14 protein-coding genes are annotated in these 18,454 nt (G+C 72.7%); 5 read left to right on the top strand and 9 right to left on the bottom strand.

Going from position 1 to position 18,454, the window contains the following annotated elements; genetic code table 11:
• Positions 1 to 33: 33 nt before the first annotated feature.
• Positions 34 to 732, bottom strand: coding sequence for a class I SAM-dependent methyltransferase (locus Q0L15_RS02110; RefSeq protein WP_296601910.1), 699 nt, complete (start codon positions 730 to 732; stop codon positions 34 to 36).
• Positions 733 to 809: 77 nt separating this feature from the next.
• Complete coding sequence (locus Q0L15_RS02105) at positions 810 to 1,724, bottom strand: LysR family transcriptional regulator (protein ID WP_296601908.1); 915 nt, start codon at positions 1,722 to 1,724, stop codon at positions 810 to 812.
• Between the two features lie 76 nt (positions 1,725 to 1,800).
• Here Q0L15_RS02105 and Q0L15_RS02100 point away from each other — a divergent pair, with 76 nt between their 5' ends.
• The 4 genes from Q0L15_RS02100 to Q0L15_RS02085 are packed head-to-tail and all read left to right on the top strand — an operon-like array spanning position 1,801 to position 8,406.
• Positions 1,801 to 2,709 (top strand): DMT family transporter, encoded by a 909-nt coding sequence (locus tag Q0L15_RS02100; RefSeq protein ID WP_296601906.1) that lies wholly within the window; start codon positions 1,801 to 1,803, stop codon positions 2,707 to 2,709.
• On the top strand, positions 2,706 to 3,050 hold the full coding sequence (locus Q0L15_RS02095) for a hypothetical protein (RefSeq protein ID WP_296601905.1): 345 nt from the start codon (positions 2,706 to 2,708) through the stop codon (positions 3,048 to 3,050). Before Q0L15_RS02100 ends, Q0L15_RS02095 begins: the two co-directional genes overlap by 4 nt.
• 45 nt (positions 3,051 to 3,095) lie before the next feature.
• Positions 3,096 to 7,607 carry an ATP-dependent helicase gene (locus tag Q0L15_RS02090; RefSeq protein ID WP_296601904.1) on the top strand — a complete coding sequence of 1,504 codons (4,512 nt, stop codon included), beginning with the start codon at positions 3,096 to 3,098 and terminating at the stop codon, positions 7,605 to 7,607.
• The gene (locus Q0L15_RS02085) at positions 7,600 to 8,406 is read left to right on the top strand and encodes a DNA-formamidopyrimidine glycosylase family protein (RefSeq protein WP_296601902.1); all 807 of its coding nucleotides are present in this window, start codon (positions 7,600 to 7,602) and stop codon (positions 8,404 to 8,406) included. The genes Q0L15_RS02090 and Q0L15_RS02085 overlap by 8 nt, the downstream gene beginning before the upstream one ends.
• Before the next feature lie 7 nt (positions 8,407 to 8,413).
• Here Q0L15_RS02085 and Q0L15_RS02080 read toward each other — a convergent pair whose 3' ends face one another.
• Both Q0L15_RS02080 and Q0L15_RS02075 read right to left on the bottom strand, forming a co-directional pair.
• The gene (locus Q0L15_RS02080) at positions 8,414 to 8,683 is read right to left on the bottom strand and encodes a helix-turn-helix transcriptional regulator (RefSeq protein WP_296601901.1); all 270 of its coding nucleotides are present in this window, start codon (positions 8,681 to 8,683) and stop codon (positions 8,414 to 8,416) included.
• A 46-nt stretch (positions 8,684 to 8,729) separates the two neighbouring features.
• Positions 8,730 to 9,236 carry a CinA family protein gene (locus Q0L15_RS02075; protein WP_296601900.1) on the bottom strand — a complete coding sequence of 169 codons (507 nt, stop codon included), beginning with the start codon at positions 9,234 to 9,236 and terminating at the stop codon, positions 8,730 to 8,732.
• 24 nt (positions 9,237 to 9,260) lie between these two features.
• On the opposite strand from Q0L15_RS02075, the gene Q0L15_RS02070 reads away from it, so the two are divergent.
• Positions 9,261 to 11,030: a glycoside hydrolase family 15 protein gene (locus Q0L15_RS02070; protein ID WP_296601899.1), complete on the top strand. Its 1,770-nt coding sequence runs from the start codon at positions 9,261 to 9,263 to the stop codon at positions 11,028 to 11,030.
• Positions 11,031 to 11,065: 35 nt separating this feature from the next.
• Here Q0L15_RS02070 and Q0L15_RS02065 read toward each other — a convergent pair whose 3' ends face one another.
• The 5 genes from Q0L15_RS02065 to rimO form a co-directional block, all read right to left on the bottom strand.
• Positions 11,066 to 12,907: an ExeM/NucH family extracellular endonuclease gene (locus Q0L15_RS02065; protein WP_296601896.1), complete on the bottom strand. Its 1,842-nt coding sequence runs from the start codon at positions 12,905 to 12,907 to the stop codon at positions 11,066 to 11,068.
• Positions 12,811 to 13,782, bottom strand: a complete 972-nt coding sequence (locus tag Q0L15_RS02060) for a lamin tail domain-containing protein (RefSeq protein WP_296601895.1) — start codon at positions 13,780 to 13,782, stop codon at positions 12,811 to 12,813. The genes Q0L15_RS02065 and Q0L15_RS02060 overlap by 97 nt, the downstream gene beginning before the upstream one ends.
• Before the next feature lie 83 nt (positions 13,783 to 13,865).
• Entirely contained in the window at positions 13,866 to 16,142 is a 2,277-nt protein-coding gene (locus Q0L15_RS02055; RefSeq protein WP_296601894.1) for a bifunctional UDP-sugar hydrolase/5'-nucleotidase, read from the bottom strand.
• Positions 16,143 to 16,394: 252 nt separating this feature from the next.
• Positions 16,395 to 17,006, bottom strand: a complete 612-nt coding sequence (gene pgsA / locus Q0L15_RS02050; RefSeq protein WP_296601893.1) for a CDP-diacylglycerol--glycerol-3-phosphate 3-phosphatidyltransferase — start codon at positions 17,004 to 17,006, stop codon at positions 16,395 to 16,397.
• Positions 17,006 to 18,436: a 30S ribosomal protein S12 methylthiotransferase RimO gene (gene rimO / locus Q0L15_RS02045; RefSeq protein ID WP_296601892.1), complete on the bottom strand. Its 1,431-nt coding sequence runs from the start codon at positions 18,434 to 18,436 to the stop codon at positions 17,006 to 17,008. Before rimO ends, pgsA begins: the two co-directional genes overlap by 1 nt.
• Between the last annotated feature and the right edge of the window lie 18 nt (positions 18,437 to 18,454).

Raw genomic sequence — 18,454 nt, 5'->3', positions numbered from 1 at the left:
TGACCCGCGCCACGACGCGACCGACGTGCGAGGTCAGACGGCCTCGAGGACGAAGAACAGGAAGCACAGGAACGACTGCCCGGGCCGCAGACCCGGTGGCAGCACCTCCACCGGGGCGTCGGGTGCCGGCGGCGGCTCGCTCAGGCTGACGATCCGGAACCCGCCGCGCGCGAAGGAGTCGGTCATCGCGTGGAGCGGTCGGTGCCAGAACGTCAACCAGACCACCTGGCCGTCGAACGTGTAGTCCTCGGAGTACTCCGTCACCGCGAAGTAGTCGCCGTCGGGGTGCACGATCGGGTACGCGCCGGGGTGGTTCACCGACACCAGCAGGCGGCCGCCGGGCTTCAGCACCCGACGCAGCTCGGCGAGCGGCCGGGTCCAGTCCTCGAGGTAGTGCAGCACCAGGGAGGCGAGGACGTCGTCGAACTCGCCATCGGCGTACGGGAGCGGAGCGGCGAGGTCCGCGACCCGCAGGTCGGCGTCCTGCCCCAGTCGCTGCCGCGCCAGGTCCACCATCGCAGCGCTGGCGTCGAACCCGCTCACGACGGCTCCTCGTGCTCGGAGCTGCGCCGTCAGCGGGCCGGAGCCGCACCCGGCGTCGAGGACCCGCCGCCCCTCGACGTCACCAGCGAGGCCCAGCATCGCAGGGCGCTCGTAGTGGGCGTTGAAGAGGTTGGACTCGTTCTCGATCGAGTACGCCGTGGCGAACGCGTCGTAGTCGGTGGTCGTCATCGGGCGGGTCGTCTCCGAGAAGGCATCTCCCGTTCCTACCGGCCACAGCGGCGCGCGCGTCGCCAACACGCCGCGCCTCAGCGCGCCGGCGCAGCTGCACCCGCGGCGACGACCAACCCGTCGACGACCGCCTGCACGGTGGGCGTCCGCGAACGCCGGGTGAGCAGGAAGACCTCGCGCCCGACGCCGCCGGAGGCGAACGGCCGGGCGACGACACCGGGCGGGTCGAACCCGACGACCAGGTCGGGCAGCAACGCGCCGGCGCCCGTCGTACGCACCATCTCCAGCAGGATCAGGAAGTCGTCGGAGGTGTAGCGGATGTCGGGCTCGAAGCCGCCGATCTGGCGGCAGGCCCGCAGGTGCATCTCGTGGTGGCCGGTGCCGGGCTGGCACGCGGCCCACGGCAGGTCGGCGAGGTCCGCCAGCCGGATCCGCCGCGCGGCCGCCAGAGGGTGACCCGCCGGCAGGACGATGGTGATCCGCTCGCGCAGGGCGACCTCGCGCTGCAGCTCGGGATGGATCGCTCGGGGCTGGTCCTCGTACTCGTCGCCGACGACGACGTCGAGCCGGTGCAGCCGCAGCTCGGGCACGCCCTGCTCGACCTCGCGCTCGGTGGCCTCCACCCGGATCGCCGGGTGCTGCTCGGCCAGCGCGGCGACCGTGGGGGCCACGATCCGCAGGAACGCCGACTGGAACGCCGCGACCCGGACGACCCCGGCCAGCCGACCCGCGCTCACGGCCGCGACCTCGGCGGCGGCCGCGTCGACGCCTTCGAGCAGCGCGTCGGCGTGGACCACCAGCACCTGCCCCGCCTCGGTGAGCCGGACCTTGCGCCCCACCCGCTCGAGCAGCGGCGCCCCCGCCTCGCGCTCGAGCACGGAGAGCTGCTGGGAGACCGCGCTCGGCGTGTACCCCAACGCCTCGGCCGCTGCGTGCAGCGTGCCCCGCACGTGGACCTCGCGGAGCAGCCGGAGCCTGCGGAGGTCGATCATCTGTTCACGATAACTGAACAATTGACCGCAGACATTCGCGATGGACCTGAACAATGGTGGCCCGGACACTGGACGCATGGGATCGATCGCGTGCCTCCTCTCCGCCGTCGGGTTCGGCGTGATGGCGGTCTTCGCGAAGCTCGCGTACGACGACGGCGTCTCCCTCGAGGCCCTCCTGCTCGTCCGGTTCGGACTCGCCGGCCTGCTGCTGCTCCTCATCGCGCAGGCCCGCGGGCGGCTGCGCGGCCTCGGGCGGCAGGCGGTCGTCGCCGGACTGCTGATGGGGGCGGTCGGCTACGCCCTGCAGGCGGGGCTGTACTTCGCCGCGCTGACCCGGGTCGACGCCTCCCAGGTGGCGCTGGTCTTCAGCGTCTACCCGCTGCTGGTGATGGTGATGGCCGTGCTCACCCGCCGCGAGCGCGCGACCCGGCGGCGCTCGCTCGGTGTGGTCGTCGCGCTCGGCGGAGTCGCGCTTGTGCTCGGCGGCGCCTCATCGGGCAGCTTCGACCTCGCCGGGTCGGCGTGCGCCCTGGGCTCGGCGGTCGTCTACACCTGCTACATCCTCGTCGGCGACCGGGTGGCCGGCGCCGACCCGCTGGCCTTCGCCACCCTCGTGTGCTGCGGGGCGTTCGGCACGTTCGGGGTGTGGTCGGCCGTGCACGGCGTACCCGATCTCGGCTTCGCGGCCCAGGGGTGGCTCTGGCTGGCGCTGATCGCCCTGGTGAGCACCGTCGGCGCGATCCTGCTGTTCTTCGCCGGGCTGGCCCGGGTCGGTCCGTCGGTGGCGGCGCTGCTGTCGATCGTCGAGCCGGTCGTGACGGTCGCGAGCGCCGCTCTGGTCTTCGGCGAGTCCCTGTCGCTCCAGCAGGCGCTCGGCGGCGCCCTCGTGCTCGGGACGGTGCTCGTCGTCCAGTGGCCGGGCGGCTCGACCGGCGCGCGAGTGGCCCCTCAGCAGGCCGCCCCGGAGCTACGATCGGTCACATGAGGAGGCTGCCTGCGCTCGCTGCGCTGGTCCTCGCCGTGGGCGTGCTCGCCCCTGGCGTCTCCGCGGGCGCCCAGTCCGCCGCCCCGACGCCGCCGTCGACGCCGTCGACCCCGACCCCGGCGCCGGTCACACCTCGGGCCACACTCCCGGCGACCCCGCGGCCCGCTCCCCACCCCTTGCTCCTCCCCGGCCCCAGCCGTCCCGTGCCGATGCCGCACGCCCGACCGCGCGGGCTCCCCCCGGTCCCGATCCCGCACGTGCGCCCGCACGGCCCGCGACCGGTGCCGATGCCGCTCGTCGGCGAGCCGGCGGTGCCGAGGCTCCACCTGCCGCCCCGCTGACGCCGGCCCGCGCCCGTTGTCGGTGCCGTGAGCAAAGATGGTCGGGTGCCAGCCCTCGACCGCTTCAGCGAGCCCACCCGCACCTGGTTCGGTGCGGCGTTCGCGACGCCCACGCCTGCCCAGGAGGGCGCGTGGGAGGCGATCGGCGCCGGGCGGCACGCGCTCGTGGTCGCCCCGACCGGGTCCGGCAAGACGCTCAGCGCGTTCCTGTGGAGCCTCGACCGGCTGCTGACCACCCCGCCGCCTGAGGACAAGCGCCACCGCTGCCGCGTCCTCTACATCTCCCCGCTCAAGGCTCTCGGCGTCGACGTCGAGCGCAACCTCCGCGCGCCCCTGACCGGCATCCGCCACACCGCCGACCGGCTCGGCACCCCGGTGCCGGACGTGCGGGTCGGCGTGCGCTCCGGCGACACGGCCGCGGCCGACCGGCGCAAGCTCACGACGGCGCCACCGGACATCTTGATCACCACGCCCGAGTCGCTGTTCCTCATGCTCACCAGCCAGGCCCGCGAGTCCCTGCGCGGCGTCGAGACCGTCATCGTCGACGAGGTCCACGCGGTCGCCGGCGGCAAGCGCGGCGCCCACCTCGCCGTCAGCCTCGAGCGCCTCGACGCGCTGCTGGAGCGGCCCGCCCAGCGCATCGGGCTGAGCGCGACCGTGCGACCGCTCGAGGAGGTCGCGCGGTTCCTGGGAGGCACCGCCCCCGTCGAGATCGTGGCGCCCCCGAGCGAGAAGCAGTGGGACCTCCGCGTCGTCGTCCCGGTCGAGGACATGACGGCTCCGGGCGAGTACGACGAGGACGACGAGGATCCCCAGCGCGCCCAGTCGATCTGGCCGCACGTCGAGGAGCGGGTCGTCGACCTCGTCGAGCAGCACCGCTCCACGATCGTCTTCGCCAACTCCCGCCGGCTGGCCGAGCGGCTCACAGCCCGGCTCAACGAGATCGCCACGGAGCGGGCCGGTGGCGAGCTGGCCGAGGGCGGATCGAGCCCCGCCCAGGTGATGGCGCAGTCGGGGCAGACCGAGGGCGCCGAGACCGTGATCGCGAAGGCCCACCACGGCTCGGTGTCCAAGGAGCAGCGCGCGCTGATCGAGGACGACCTCAAGCGCGGCCGGTTGCCCTGCGTGGTCGCGACCAGCAGCCTCGAGCTCGGCATCGACATGGGCGCTGTCGACCTGGTCGTCCAGATCGAGAGCCCGCCCAGCGTGGCCAGCGCGCTGCAGCGGGTCGGCCGCGCCGGCCACCAGGTCGGCGAGGTCTCCCGTGGAGTGCTGTTCCCCAAGCACCGCGGCGACCTCGCCCAGACCGCAGTCGCCGTCGAGCGGATGCGCACCGGCGCGATCGAGTCGATGCGGGTCCCCGCCAACCCGCTCGACGTCCTCGCCCAGCAGGTCGTGGCCGCGACGGCCGTGGACGCCTGGGGAGTCGACGAGCTCTTCGACCTCGTCCGACGCAGCGCCCCCTTCACCCAGCTGCCGCGCAGCGCCTTCGACGCGACCCTCGACCTGCTCGCCGGGCGGTACCCCTCCGACGAGTTCGCCGAGCTGCGCCCGCGCATCGTCTGGGACCGCGTCACCGGCATGCTCACCGGCCGGCCCGGCGCCCAGCGGCTGGCCGTCACCAGCGGCGGCACCATCCCCGACCGCGGCCTGTTCGGCGTCTTCCTCGTCGGCGGCACCGGCCCCGGTCGCCGGGTCGGCGAGCTCGACGAGGAGATGGTCTACGAGTCGCGTGTGGGCGACATCTTCGCGCTCGGAGCGACCAGCTGGCGCATCGAGGACATCACCCACGACCGGGTGCTGGTGACCCCGGCGCCTGGCATCCCCGGCCGGCTGCCGTTCTGGAAGGGTGACGCGCTCGGCCGCCCGGCCGAGCTGGGCGCGGCGATCGGCGCCTTCACCCGCGAGCTGGTGGCGCTGCCGCGCGAGCAGGCCACCGCTCGCGCCGTACGCGACGGACTCGACGAGTACGCCGCCGGCAACCTGCTCACCTACCTCCACGAGCAGCTCGAGGCCACCAACGTGCTGCCGAGCGACCGCACGCTGCTCGTCGAGCGCTTCCGCGACGAGCTCGGCGACTGGCGCCTGGTGGTCCACTCCCCCTACGGCACACCCGTGCACGCGCCGTGGGCGCTGGCGATCAACGCCCGGTTGCGCGAGCGCTACGGCGTCGACGGCCAGGCCGTCGCCTCCGACGACGGCATCGTCATCCGCATCCCCGACACCGAGGCCGAGCCGCCCAGCGGTGAGGTCATCGTGTTCGACGCCGACGAGATCGAGGGCATCGTCACCACCGAGGTCGGCGGCTCCGCGCTCTTCGCCTCCCGGTTCCGCGAGTGTGCCGCTCGGGCGCTGTTGCTCCCCCGTCGCGACCCGGGCCGGCGCTCGCCGCTGTGGCAGCAGCGGCAGCGCTCGGCCGCCCTGCTCGAGGTCGCCGCCAAGTACCCCTCGTTCCCGATCGTGCTGGAGGCGGTGCGCGAGTGCCTCCAGGACGTCTACGACCTACCCTCGCTGCTCGCCCTGATGCGTGGGGTCGACCGACGTGAGATCCAGGTCGTCGACGTCTCGACCCAGTCGCCCTCGCCGTTCGCCCGCAGCCTGCTGTTCGGCTACGTCGCCCAGTTCATGTACGAGGGCGACTCCCCCATCGCGGAGCGCCGAGCCGCGGCCCTCGCGCTCGACCAGGGTCTGCTCGCCGAGCTGCTCGGGCGGGCCGAGCTGCGCGAGCTGCTCGACCCCGAGGTGCTCGCCGAGGTCGAGGCCGAGCTCCAACGGCTCGCTCCCGACCGGCGCGCCCGCGACCCCGAGGGCGTGGTCGACCTGGTCCGGCTGATCGGACCGCTCAGCACCGACGAGGTGTCGGCCCGCAGCGTGCCTGACGCCGACGTACCCGCCTGGCTCGATGCGCTCGCCGAGAGCCGCCGGTTGGTGCAGGTCCGGATGGCCGGCGAGGAGCGGTGGGCCGCGGTCGAGGACGTCGGCCGGCTGCGCGACGGGCTCGGTGTCCCGGTGCCGCCGGGGGTCGCCGATGTCTTCGCCGAGCCGGTGGCCGACCCCCTGGCCGACCTGGTCTCCCGCCACGCCCGCACCCACGGCCCCTTCACCGCCGACGAGGTCGCCGCGCGGCTCGGCCTGGGCGCGGCCGTGGTGCGCCAGACCCTGCAGCGGCTGGCCGCCCAGGGTCGCGTCCTCGACGGCGAGTTCCGCCCCTCGGGCGCGGGCGCCGAGTGGTGCGACGCCGAGGTGCTGCGCCGGCTGCGGCGTCGCTCGCTGGCGCGGCTGCGCCAGGAGATCGAGCCGGTCGAGCCGGAGGCACTCGGTCGGTTCCTCGGCGCGTGGCAGCAGGTCGCCACGGGCTCCACCGGTCGGGGGCGTCGTGGCGTCGACGGCGTCCTCACGACCATCGACCAGCTCGCAGGGTGCGCCGTGCCCGCCTCCGCGCTCGAGCCGCTCGTGCTCGCCTCCCGGGTGCGCGGCTACGAGCCGTCCTACCTCGATGAGCTCACCGCCTCCGGCGAGGTCGTGTGGGCCGGCCACGCGGCGCTGCCCGGCTCCGACGGCTGGGTGTCGCTCCACCTCGCCGACCAGGCGCACCTCACGCTCCCCGAGCCCCAGCCGTTCGAGCACTCCGAGCTGCACCAGGCGGTCCTCGACGCCCTCGCCCCTGGTGGTGCCTGGTTCTTCCGCCAGCTCTCCGACGCCGTGCGATCGACCAACGACAGCGCGCTGTCCACGGCGCTGTGGGACCTCGTCTGGGCCGGCCGCATCAGCAACGACACGCTGACGCCGCTGCGCGCGCTCACCCGCTCCGGCACCCCCGCCCACCGCACCCGGCGGCCGCCACCACGCGTCGGCCGACCGCTGCGCACAGGCCCGCCCGAGACCGCCGGCCGGTGGGCGCTGCTGCCCACGATCGACACCGACGCCACCCGACGCGCGCACGCCACGGCTGAGCGCATGCTCGAGCGCCACGGCGTCGTCACGCGCGGAGCCGTCGTCAGCGAGCGGGTGCCGGGCGGGTTCGCCGCCGTCTACAAGGTGCTCTCCGCCTTCGAGGACTCCGGACGCTGCCGGCGCGGCTACTTCGTGGCCGGGCTGGGTGCGGCGCAGTTCGGCACGGCCGGCGCTGTCGACCGGCTCCGCACGTTCTCCGAGGTGCCGCCCGACGCCAAGCCCACCGCAGTGGCACTGGCCGCCACCGACCCCGCCAACCCCTACGGCGCAGCGCTCCCGTGGCCGGACAGCGAGGGCGGTCACCGCCCCGGCCGCAAGGCGGGCGCGATCGTGGTGCTCGTCGACGGCGTCCTCACGATGTACGTCGAGCGCGGTGGCCGCACGCTGCTGACGTGGTCCGACGACGCCGAGCTCCTCGCGCCCGCCGCCGCCTCGCTGGCCGAGGCCGCCCGCCGCGGCTCGCTGGGCCGGATGACCGTCGAGCGCGCCGACGGCGAGCAGCTGCTCGGATCCGGCTCGACGCCGCTGCGCGAGGCCCTGCAGGCGGCCGGGTTCGTCGCGACTCCCAAGGGCCTGCGGCTGCGGACGGTCGCCGGTGCCTGAGGGAGACGCCGTCTGGCGCACCGCCGAGCGGTTGCGCCGGGCCCTCGACGGACATCGACTGGTGCGCACCGACCTGCGGGTGCCCCAGCACGCCACGGCGGACCTCTCCGGCGGCACGGTCCTCGAGACCGTCTCGCGCGGCAAGCACCTGCTCACCCGCATCCGTCACGACCAGGACTGGACGCTGCACACCCACCTCAAGATGGAGGGCTCTTGGCGCGTCTACCGGCCCGGCGAACGGTGGAGCAAGCCCGCCCACCTCGCGCGCGTGGTGCTCGACGTCGGCACCCGCAGCGCCGTCGGGTTCCAGCTCGGCGTCGTCGACCTGGTGCCCCGCGAGCGGGAGGACGATCTCGTCGGACACCTCGGTCCCGACCTGCTGGGGCCCGACTGGGACGACCAGGAGGCGGTCCGCCGGCTCACCGCCGACCCGAGCCGGCCCCTGGGCGAAGCGCTGCTCGACCAGCGCAACCTGGCCGGCATCGGCACGATCTACCGCACCGAGCTGTGCTTCCTCACCGGCTACGACCCGCGGGACCCGGTGGCCGTGGTCGCCGACCCGCTGCGCATGGTCCGGCTGGCGCGCTCGATGCTCGACCAGAACCGGCACCTGCCCCAGATCTGCACCACCGGCGACAAGCGCCGGGGCCGGAGCCTGTGGGTCTACGGACGCTCGGGCGAGCGCTGCCTGCGGTGCCGGACGACGATCGTCCACGACCAGCTCGGCGAGCCGGGCCGGGAGCGCATCGCGTACTGGTGCCCGTCCTGCCAGCCCCGGCGGGCGACGCCGGCCGACTGAGACGGGCTCAGGCGGCGGGCACGACCGCGAGCGCCGCGGCGGCCTCTTCGAGGGCGACCGCGTCGGAGACCTCGCGCAGCACGTCCGAGAGCGGCACGTCGAGTGCCGAGCACAGCGAGGCGAGCAGCTCGGAGGAGGCTTCCTTCTGGCCGCGCTCGATCTCGGAGATGTAGCCCAGGCTGACCCGGGCCTCGGCGGAGACCTCGCGCAGCGTCATGCCGCGCTGCATGCGCAGGTCGCGGAGCACGTCGCCGAGAAGCCGACGGAACAGCACCATGCGCGCCTCCTGGGTCGTTGCCGGGTCGAGCTGTGTGCGAACAACGCTACCGGAGGGACGTTTCTTCCCGCCGCAGGACCGCCTCGAGCGCCTCGAACGCCTCCTGGCAGGTGCGCGCCTGGATGGCGCCGCGGTCCCCGCTGAGCTCCAGCGCGACCGCCTCGAGCAGGCCCGGCCCGGCGATCCCGACGAAGACCGTGCCCGGCGGCTTGCCCTCCTGCTCGGTCGGCCCCGCGACGCCCGTCGTCGAGAGGCCGTACGTCGCGCCCATCAGCGCCCGCACGCCCGAGGCCATGGCTCGCGCGCACTCGGCGGACACCACGCCGTGCTGGTCGATGATCGACTGGTCGACCTCGAGCAACGACGCCTTGATCTCGGTCGCGTAGGTCACCACGCCGCCGAGGTAGGTCTCCGAAGCGCCGGGGACGTCGGTGAGCGCCACCGAGAGCCGCCCTCCGGTCAACGACTCGGCCGTCGCGATCGTGCTGCCGCCGGCGCGCAGCAGCAGGTGCACGCGGGTGAGCAGCTCGGGCTCGTGCGAGGGGGGCGTCACACGGGCAAGGCTAGCCTCGCAACCATGGCGCTCCCGATCGCGGACTACGCACTCATCGGCGACCGGCAGACCGGTGCACTCGTCGGCACCAACGGGTCCATCGACTGGCTCTGCCTGCCGCGCTTCGACTCCTCGGCCTGCTTCGCCGGCCTGCTCGGCACCGACGAGCACGGTCACTGGCAGCTGTGCCCGGTGGGCGACTACGAGGTGAGCCGCCGCTACGTCGGCGCGTCGTCGGCGCTCGAGACGACCTTCACGACCCCGGACGGGGTCGTGGCGCTCACCGACGTGATGCCGCCGTACGACGGCCGCGCCGACGTGGTCCGCCGGGTGCGTGGCGTGCGCGGCACGGTGCGGATGCGCCACGAGTGGATCGTCCGGCTCGACTACGGCGCGATCGTGCCGTGGGTGCGCCGCGAGACCGTCGACGGCGAGGCGGTGATCACCGCGATCGGCGGCCCCGACCGGCTCGTGCTGCGTGGACCGCGGCTCCCCCGGGCCAGCGACCACCGGCACAGCGACGAGTTCGACGTGGCCGAGGGCGCCGTGCTCACCTTCTCCACGACCTGGCTGCCCTCGCACGTGCCGCTCCGCGGCCTCGGCGCGATCGACGAGCGCGTCGCGGCCGCGATCGCGGAGGAGGAGCGGTGGGCCGAGCGCTGCCGCAGCGACATGCCGCACCCCGACCTCGTGCGCCGCTCGCTGTCGACGCTGCGCCTGCTCACCGACGCCCAGACCGGCGGCATCGTCGCAGCGCCGACGACGTCCCTGCCCGAGGACCCTGGCGGCGAGCGCAACTGGGACTACCGGTTCTGCTGGCTGCGCGACGCGGCGCTCACCATCGGCGCCCTGATCGAGGCGGGCTACACCGCCGAGGCCCAGCTGTGGCGTGGCTGGCTGCTGCGCGCCGTGGCCGGTGACCCCGGCGACCTGCAGATCGTCTACGCGGTCGACGGGAGCCGGCGCCTGACCGAGCTGGACCTCCCCCACCTGCCGGGCTACGCCGACTCGCGGCCGGTGCGCATCGGCAACGGCGCGTCCCTCCAGCGCCAGCTCGACGTGCTCGGCGAGGTGATGATCGCCCTCGAGCAGGTCCGCCAGGCGACCGGGCACGCCGACAGGAGCGCGTGGGCGCTGCAGCGCGCGCTGATCGAGAGCCTGGCCAGGACCTGGCAGCAGCCCGACCACGGGCTGTGGGAGATCCGCGGGCCCCAGCAGCACTTCACCCACTCCCAGGCCATGGTGTGGGCGGCGTTCGACCGCGCCGTGCGGGCCGTCGAGGACTTCGACCTCGACGGGCCGGTCGAGGAGTGGCGCGAGCTGCGCGACACCGTGCACGCCGAGGTCCTCGAGCGCGGCTACGACGCCGGGCGCGGGACGTTCGTCCAGCACTACGACACCACCGAGGTCGACGCCTCGCTGCTGGTGCTCCCCCAGATCGGCTTCGTCGCCGGTGACGACCCGCGCATGCTGGGCACCATCCGCGCCGTCGAGGAGGACCTGGTCCGTGACGGGCTGGTGCTGCGCTACCGCACCGAGTCAGGCGTCGACGGCCTGCCCGGCGGTGAGCACCCGTTCCTGGCGTGCTCGTTCTGGCTGGTGTCGGCGTACGCCCGCGCCGGCCGCACCGACGACGCGCACGCGCTCTTCGACCGGCTCTGCGGCCTGGCCAACGACGTCGGGCTCCTTCCCGAGGAGTACGACGCCGCGCACACGAGGATGATCGGCAACTTCCCGCAGGCGTTCAGTCACCTGGCCCTCGTGCGCGCGGCGTTCGACCTGCGTGGACGTTGACCCGCCCGAAAGTTTCGGGCGGGTCAACGTCGTGATCAGTGCCCGGCGGGGTTGGTGACGCGCACGGTCACCGTGGTGGTGCCGCCCGCGACGGCGTCGTCACCGGCGTAGCTCACCGTCAGCTCATACGTCCCACGCTTGAGCGACTTCTTCGGCAGGACGACGACGGCAGAACCGTCCGACAAGGTGGCAGTTCCGAGGACCCGATCACCGTCGAGGACCTCGACCGTGCCGGTCGGCACGACACCGTCCGCAGTGACGGTCACCGGGATCTCCGGGCGCTCCTTGCTGTAGACGACCGTGACGTCCTCGGCGCTCACCGTCGAGGGCTTGGGACCGATCGCCGGCAGGTCGATGCCGACGACCTCCGGGTCGTGGTCGGAGGCCCGGTAGGGCGTGGGTGCGTAGAAGTCGGTCGCGTTGTAGTTGTAGCGGCTGTACTCGAACGCGATCGACTCGTCGGCGTTGATGTTCCAGATGTCGACGCCGGTCACCATGGCCGCGGCCGCCGGGCTGGCGAGCACGTGGTCGAGCGAGCCGGCGAGCCCGTCGAAGCTGTACGTCGTCTCCTGCGGGTCGGTCGTCGACTCGAGGTTGTCGTAGCCGTCGGCGTACAGCACCTGCAGCGGGTCCTCCTGGGTGTAGGAGTTGAAGTCGCCGGTCAGGAACACCGCGTCGGTGTCGAGGTCGGTGGCCACCTGGTCGGCGAAGTCGCTGAGCGCCTCGGCCTGGGCGACGCGGTCGGGGTTGGCGTTGCCCTGGCCGGTGCCGTCGTCGACGCCGGAGCCCTTGGACTTGAAGTGGTTGACGATCACCGCGAACGCGTCGGAGTCGGGCGCACCGGTGGCCTTGAAGCCCTGGGCGAGCGGCTCGCGGGCGTCGGCGAACGGCGCCGAGCCGGTGAGCACGCGCGACGGGCCGACGAGCGTGACGTCGGCGGGCTTGTAGATGAACGCCGTGCGGATGACGTCCTGCTCGGCGAGGGCCGGCAGGTCGGCCGCGGCGGGCGACGGCGCGTAGGCCCAGGTGCCCGCGCCCGCGTCGGCGTTGAGGGCGTCGACGAGCGTGGCGACGGCGTGGTCCCGGTCGAGGCCGAACTTCACCGAGTTCTCGATCTCCTCCAGCGAGACGATGCTCGCGCCGAGGTGGTCGATCGCGGCGACGATCTTGGCCTGCTGGCGCGCCAGGTTGGCGGCGTCGGCCGCCCCGCGCGGACCGGGCGAGGCGTCGGTCCCGCAGCGGTTGACCGTGATGTGGTTGCCGGCGCGGTCGTTGTAGTACGTGCAGGTCCCCAGGCCGGCGGCCTCGTAGTCGGCGCCGGTCGTCGGGAAGTAGTTGAGCACGTTGAACGTCGCCAGCCGGATGTCGCCGCCCACGGCCTCGGGAGCCGCGGTCCGGGTGTTGCTGAAGGTCGCGACGTCCGTGCCCGCACCGGTCACCTGGTGGGTGGGCTGCAGGTTCCACATGCTGTTGCGGAACTCGAGCACGAGCGGCTGGTGGAACTCCACCGACGACCCGATGCGCACCGGGTTGTCCTGCGAGAGCCACGGCAGCGGGGTGCCCTTGTTGGCGGCGGAGTTGAAGTTGATGCTCGCCCCGTCGTCGAGCGTGATCGCGCGCGCCGCATTGTCGGCCTGGACGGCGGCCACCGCGGCAGTGTTCTGGGCGTCCACGATGTCGGTGGGCTGCACCAGCGGGTGGTCACCGGCTGCCAGCGTGAACGAGGCGTAGTAGTTGGTGTCGTAGTTGTCGCTGACGGTGAAGGCACCCTGCGGGGCGATCAGCTCACCCTCGTGCGACTCCTTCTCCGCCGCGGTGTCGAGCTCGCTCCACGGCGCCGCGAAGGGGCTGACCGTGCCGAGCGGGGTGTCGAGCACGACCACGTCGGCCGCGGCCGGCGTGATCTCGGTGGTCTGGTTGAACTCGCTGACCTCGAGGCGCCCGGGGTGTCGGGGTCGCCGGGCGTCTCGATGTAGAAGCCGTTGTAGCCGCCGGTGGGGTACGCCGCGGTCACGACGCCCTGGGTCACGACGGTCTTGCCCACGAGCGGCGAGGTGTCGCCGGTGCCCTGGACCTCGGCGATCGTGGCCTCGGTCGGCTCGTCCGCGGGGGGCTCGGTGGTGCCACCGGCGGCCTGCGGGTCGGGGGCGCCGGCGGTGAACTCGTCGGCGTTGTTGTCGTTGTCGGCCTTGGTCCGGCTGCTGGAGGTGGTGTTGCTCAGCCCGGCGGCCTTGGCGGTCTCGAAGGTGTTGCTGTTGACACCGACCAGGTCGACGATCCCGTCGCGTACGGCGGTGCCGTCGGCGGCCGGGTTCAGGGCGGTCGTGCCGGTGGCCAGCCAGACGGTGAAGGCCGACCCGCTCATCGCGATCGTGCCGGTCGCGTCCGGGGTGGGCAGCGCCGTCGTACCGCCAGTGCCGACGGCCTCCTGGATCAGGTAGTGGCCACCGGCCGGGACCGAGCCGCTCAGCGGGGTCACGCCGGTGGCGGCGCTCGTGGAGCCGCTGCTGCGGTACTGCACCGACATGCCGTTGACGCTGATCGGCGCGGAGGTGGGGTTGTAGAGCTCGATGAAGTCGTGGGTGAGGGTGGCGCCGGAGTTGCCTCCGCCGCCGTAGACCTCGCTGATGACCAGGCCGGTGCTCGCGGCCTGGGCGGTGGGGAGCGGGGCCAGCGTGAGACCGGTGACCGCCGCGGCGAGGGTGGCGGCGACCGCCAGGCCTCGCCGCGACGCCCGAGGCGTCGTGGACATGGGGAACCTTCCGAGGGGGTGAGGGGTTGAGCCCGTTCCCGGGGCCCGCCTCACGACGGGCCCCGAGAACGAGGTGGTGCTTGCTACTTGACGACCGTGATCTTCACCGTGGTGATGGATCGTTTCGTCGTGGCGTTGCCGAGGTAGCGGACCGTGACGGTCTTCTTGCCGGCCTTGTGGAACGCGGCCAGCTCGACCGAGGCGCGGCCGTCCGTCAGCTTGACGGTCTGGCTCTGGCCGCCGACCCGCACGAGCACCTTGCCAGATGCGCCGGACGGGCTGCTCACCTCGACGGAGACCGTGGCGCGCGTCTTCTTCGCGACGATCGTCTTCGGCGACACGGTCGCGGTGACCGTGGAGCCGGCCTTCTTCACCATCACCGGGACCAGCACGGTGGTGCCCGACTTGTCGCCGGTGACGCGCAGCTCGCGAGCGCCGACCGCGGAGGGCAGCGTGACGCTCACCGAGGCCGTGCCGGCCTCGTCGTCGGGCGCGCCGGGAGCGACGGTGTTGTCGACCGGAGCGGTGCCGAGCACCTTGTCGCCCAGCGAGATCGTCACCGAGGAGTCCTGGACGTCACCGGCACCGGTCATCGCCAGCGAGGACAGCGTGAAGGCCACGGTGTCGCCCGGGTGGTACGCCGCAGGCGCGCCGGCCGGGAACGCCACGCCGACCGCGTGCTGGCTGGTGTCGACCGGGAGCGCCTTGTCCGAGGCGAACTCGGCCATGAAGTCGACCATGCCCTGCAGGTCCGTCTTGCCGGTGTCCTGCTTGTTCGTGCCGGTGGCGAACGCCGCGAAGTTGTCGCCGCCGGTGGAGAGGAAGGAGTTCACCGTGACCGAGTAGGTCTTGTCCGCGGCAACGGGCTTGCCGTCGAGCCACATCTCGGTGACCGTCTTTGCGACGGGGTCGTAGGTGTAGCTGAAGCCCTTCGAGACACCGAGGCGCAGGAACGGCCGCGAGGAGCCGGCCGGCTGCCACTGCTGCTCGAGAGCAGCCTTGATCTGGGTGCCCGTCATGTCCATGTTGACCAAGGTGTTGGCGAACGGCTGGACGTTGGCGGCCTGCTTGTACGTGAGCTCCTTGGGGTAGGCGTCGCCGTTGCCGAGCATGTCGGCACGGAGGCCGCCGGGGTTCATGAACGCGATCTGCGCGCCGCCCGCCGTCGGGGACTCGGTGGCCCACCGCTGGGCCTCGGCGACGAGGTTGCCGAGGGTGGACTCGCCACCGCGGTTCTCCTCGGTGCCGCTGTTGTCGGCCTTGGGCCGCGACGCCCGCTTGAACGGACCGGCGATGTCGCCGAGCGGCACGGCGCCGAGGACGTCGGCCTTCGCGGCGGCGTCGTCGACGATCTTCTTCGTGGCCGCGTCGACCGGGTAGTTGGCCTTGTAGGTGCCGTCGGCCTGCTTGGTCGTCAGCGGCAGGATGCTCTGGTCGATCTTGAGGACCTGGCCGCTGGCCGGGTCGACGGAGATGTCGAGCTGGTTGAGGTTGTAGCCGTACTGGCCCGCGGAGACGACCGGGCGCTCGGTGACCGGGCGGCCGGCCCAGCCGGCGACCGGGAACTTGCAGTTGTAGGCCAGGTGCGTGTGGCCGGAGATAATGGCGTCGACCTTGTCGTTGACGCCGGTGACGATGCTGCCGAAGTCGGAGGTCGGGTCGTCGTCCATGGTCGCGCAGTCGGTGTTCGGGGCACCCTCGTGGACGAGCAGCACGATGACGTCGACACCGTCCGCCTCGAGCGCGTTGGCCTCGGCGTTGACCGCGGTCGGGATGTCGGTCACCTGGATGTCGGCGATGCCGCCCGGGGACACGAGCTCGGGCAGGTGCTCGGTCACGGCTCCGATGAAGCCGACCTGCACGCCGCCGACGTCCTTGACGTAGGTCGGGTCGAGGGCGGGGTTGCCGGACGCCTTCATCTTCACGTTGGCGCCGATGTACTTCCAGGCCGCGCCACCGTCGGGGTTGCTCGCCGAGGCCGGCGCCATGACGCGGTCGACGAGGTCGCGGTAGCCCTGGTCGAACTCGTGGTTGCCCACGGAGGAGACCTCGAGTCCGGCCTCGTTGAGCGCGTCGATGGTCGGCTTGTCGTGGGCGATGAAGGACTCGAAGGTCGAAGCCCCGATCAGGTCGCCGGCGGCGGCGAAGATGGTGTTCGGGTGAGCCGTCCGGATCTGGTCGACGGCACCGGCAAGGACCGCAGCGCCCGCCTCGACCCCGTTGGACTTGATGCGTCCGTGGAAGTCGTTGATCCCGAGGATGTTGACGTCGACGGGGTCGGCCGCGTTGGCCGGCGTGCTGATCAGCGTGGTGGACGTCGCGAGGAGCGCGAGCCCGGCGGTGACGGAGAGGGCACGCATGCCCCTTCGCGTCCGAGAACTACTAGAGGGCACTGAGATGACCTTTCGAAGAGGAGAAAGGGTGGTGCCGGTACTCAACCCCACGTGAGAGGAAGAAATCCAGAGTCCAAGTGCCCATGACGTAACAGTTCGGCCACCAGAGGATGTCCACCGCAAAGACTGCCGATCGGGGCCGTCTCGGCAACGGCACAAGTCGCCGAGACCGGGTCCCTTCTTCGGGCAGGTCTCGACGTTCGGGCGAGGAGCTGGCTCCTACGCGGTGCGGAGCTGGTGACGCTGCTTCCAGACGCCGTGGAAGAACTCCCAGCCCGACCAGAGCGTCAGGGCGACAGCAACGGCGAGGCAGAGCTGCGCGACGTAGAACAGGATGTCGCCCGGCGTCTCGGCCCACCCGGGCAGGTCGGGGTCGCGCAGCGGCAGGGTGAGCGCGCCGAGGGCCAGCGCCTGGAAGGTGGTCTTGAGCTTGCCGAGGTCGGCGGCGGCGATCACGACCTTCTTCAGGATCGACAGCCGCAGCAAGGTGACGCTCCACTCGCGCACGAGCACCACGATCGTCACCGCCCACCACACGTCGCCGACGACCGACAACCCGATGAAGGCCATGCCGGTGATCGCCTTGTCCGCGATCGGGTCGGCGATCTTGCCGAAGTTCGTCACCAGGTTGTGCTTGCGCGCCAGGTCACCGTCGATCTTGTCGGTGATCATCGCGACGACGAACACGACGTACGCCACCACGCGCCAGGACATCGACTCGCCGCCGTCGACCAGGAGGGCCCAGCCGAAGAACGGGACGAGCACGATCCGCAGGGAGGTCAGGACGTTGGGGACGTTCCAGTTGCTCGGCTGCGTCTGCACCTCGGACATCACAGCGCCCTCGCGAACAGGTCGGCGCCGTCGCTGTCGACGACGACTGCGCGCACCAGGTCCCCGACCTGTGGCCCGCGATCGACGAGGTAGGTCGAGCCGTCGACCTCCGGGCCCTGGTGGGCGGCGCGACCCTCCTCCACCGACTGCTCGTCGGCGTCCTCGTCGACGCGCTCGACCAGCACCTCGACCTCCTCGCCGATCCGCTCGGCGGCGCGCTGGGAGGTCAGCTCCTCGACCAGGGCGGTCACGTGCTCGACGCGAGCCCGCACCTCGTCCTCGTCGAGCTTGCCGTCATAGGTGGCGGCCTCGGTGCCGTCCTCGTCGGAGTACCCGAACACCCCGGTGACGTCCAGGCGCCCGGCGACCAGGAAGTCGCACAGGGTCTCGAGGTCCTCCTCGCTCTCCCCCGGGAAGCCCACGATGACGTTGCTGCGCACGCCCGCGGTCGGAGCGATCGCGCGGACCTGCTCGAGCAGGGCCAGGAAGCTCTCGGGGTCACCGAAGCGGCGCATCCGGCGCAGCACCGAGGCGCTGGCGTGCTGGAAGGACAGGTCGAAGTACGGCGTGACGCCCGGCGTGCCCGCGATGGCCTCGATGAGCCCGGGGCGGGTCTCGGCCGGCTGCAGGTAGGAGACGCGGACCCGGGCGATGCCGTCGACGGCCGCCAGCTCGGGCAGCAGCGTCTCGAGGAGCCGCAGGTCACCGAGGTCCTTGCCGTAGGACGTGGAGTTCTCGCTGACCAGGAACAGCTCGCGCACGCCCTGCTCGGCCAGCCAGCGGGCCTCCTGCAGGACGTCGCTGGGGCGGCGGCTGACGAACGAGCCGCGGAAGGCCGGGATGGCGCAGAAGGAGCACCGCCGGTCGCAGCCGCTCGCGAGCTTGAGCGCCGCGGTGGGGCCGGGGTCGAGGCGTCGTCGTACGGACGCCGGACCGGACGCGTGGCCGGGAACCGGCGTGGTCGAGAGCGACCGCTCGACCGGCGTGATCGGCAGGAGCGTGCGTCGGTCGTGCGGCGTGTGGGCCTCGTGCGCCTCGCCCGCGACGATCGAGCGGAGCCGGGCGGCGATGTCGGGGTAGTCGTCGAAGCCGAGCACGGCGTCGGCCTCGGGCAGCGAGGCGGCCAGGTCCTTGCCGTAGCGCTCGGCCATGCAGCCGACGGCCACGACGGCCTGCGGGCGACCGTGTTCCTTGAGGTCGGCGGCCTCGAGGAGGGTGTCGACCGAGTCCTTCTTGGCGGCCTCGACGAATCCGCAGGTGTTGACGACCACCGTGTCGGCGTCGGCGGGGTCGTCGACGAGCCGGAAGCCGTCGGCCTCGAGCCGGCCGGCGAGCTCCTCGGAGTCGACCTCGTTGCGTGCGCAGCCGAGGGTCACCATCGCCACCGACAGCAGGTCGCGGGCAGGGGCGGATGTCGAGTCAGTCGTCATGGTCGTCGTCGAGTATGT

This window comes from Nocardioides sp. (genome assembly GCF_024509035.1).
In the GTDB taxonomy this organism is placed as follows: domain Bacteria; phylum Actinomycetota; class Actinomycetes; order Propionibacteriales; family Nocardioidaceae; genus Nocardioides.
The sequence above is the reverse complement of the archived record's forward strand: the minus strand, read 5'-3'. Positions and strand labels throughout refer to the sequence as shown.